The 1,534-nt window shown below is 63.5% G+C and carries 1 protein-coding gene; it reads left to right on the forward strand.

What is annotated here, in order from left to right; genetic code table 11:
* The coding region (locus AC1DT3_RS20710; protein ID WP_477467083.1) for an ABC transporter permease at positions 1-1,534 on the forward strand (1,534 nt) is incomplete at both ends.

Below are 1,534 nucleotides of genomic sequence, written 5' to 3' on the forward strand. Positions count from 1 at the left end.
GTCGTCGGGTCGCGAGCGTTCGGCGCCGTGGGAGCGAGGTGGCCTTGGCCTCCTCGCTTTGCTTTGTGCGCTGGTTCTCGCGCTTGACGTACTGCCGCTCGGCCGCTTGCTGTTTGCCGCTTTTGCACCGGGCGGCGTCTTCAGGCCGGATGCCGTTCTGGATGCGGTGACGAGCCGTGCTGCCATTCGCGCGACGATCGCAACGCTTGAAACGGCCCTGGTATCGAGCGTCATCGCGATCGCGTTGGGGTCGTTCATGGCTCTCATTCTGTCGGCGACGGATGTCCCGGCGCGTCGCTGCTTGAGCTTCCTGTTCGTGCTGTCGCTGATGGTCGCGCCGCAGGTGATGGCGCTCGCGTTCATGACGCTCGCGGGCCCTGCGTCACCGATCCTGACATTGCTCGGATGGGCGCCGATCCCGGGTAGCGCCAATCCGCTCCTCGGCCGCGGCGGGATCATTCTCGTACTCGGTCTCCACCACGCCCCGATCGTCTTCATCGTGCTGATGGCCGGTCTCAAGCGCGTGCCGCAATCGCTGATCGAAGCCGCGCAGGTGGATGGCGATCGGCCGTCGCAAATCACGATGCGCATCGTCGCGCCGCTCCTGAAGCCGCATTTTGCAAGCGCCGCGTTGCTCGCTTTCGTCGCCGGCGTCGGCAATTTCGGGATCGCGGCCCTCCTCGGATTGCCGGTCAACTATCTGACATTGCCGACGCTGATCTATCGCAGGCTGTCGAGCTTCGGTCCTTCAGTGATCGGCGACGTTGCGGTGCTCGGCGTTTTCGTTGCGGCGATTGCAGGAGTGGGCATTGTCGCGAGCCGTCTCGCGCTGAAGGGATCGACGACAGAGCTCGAAGCCGAGCACCGTCTTGCCGCCTATTGGAGACTAGGACGCACACGGTGGATGATTGCATTCGCGGCCTGGGCCGTCATCGGCGGTGTGCTCGTTCTGCCGATCGTGTCGCTCGTCGCAGCTGCCCTCGTGCCCTCGTACGGAGTCGCGCTATCGCTCGCGACTTTCACGTTCGACAATTTCAGGGAAATTCTCTGGCGGCAGGATGTGACGGCGCGAGCGTTTCGAAACTCGTTCCTGTTCGCCGGCGCAACCGCCCTATGCCTCAGCGCGCTGTCTATCCCGGCGGCGTATCTCTTACATCGACGGGCGCGCAACTTTGGTCACACGCTTTTCGCGATGATCGAAGCGCCCTACGCCATTCCGGGTATCGTGCTCGCAATCGCGTGCATTCTGCTTTTGATCAAGCCGCTGCCGCTTCTCGGCGTGTCGCTGTACGCAACGCCGTGGATCATCGTCTTTGCGTATCTCAGTCGGTTTCTTCCGGTCGTGCTCAAGCCAGCGCTCGCAGCCCTGGAGCAGATCGAGAAATCGATGGAGGAGGCGGCGGCCTTGGATGGGGCGCGCCTTTTGCGGCGTCTTCGCACCATTGTCGCTCCAGCAATTCTGCCCTCGGTCGCTGCCGGTGGTCTCCTGGCGTTCCTGCTCGCCTTCGGTGAACTCACCGTATCCGCGCTGCTC

It is taken from the genome of Microvirga sp. P4_G7 (assembly GCF_056401005.1).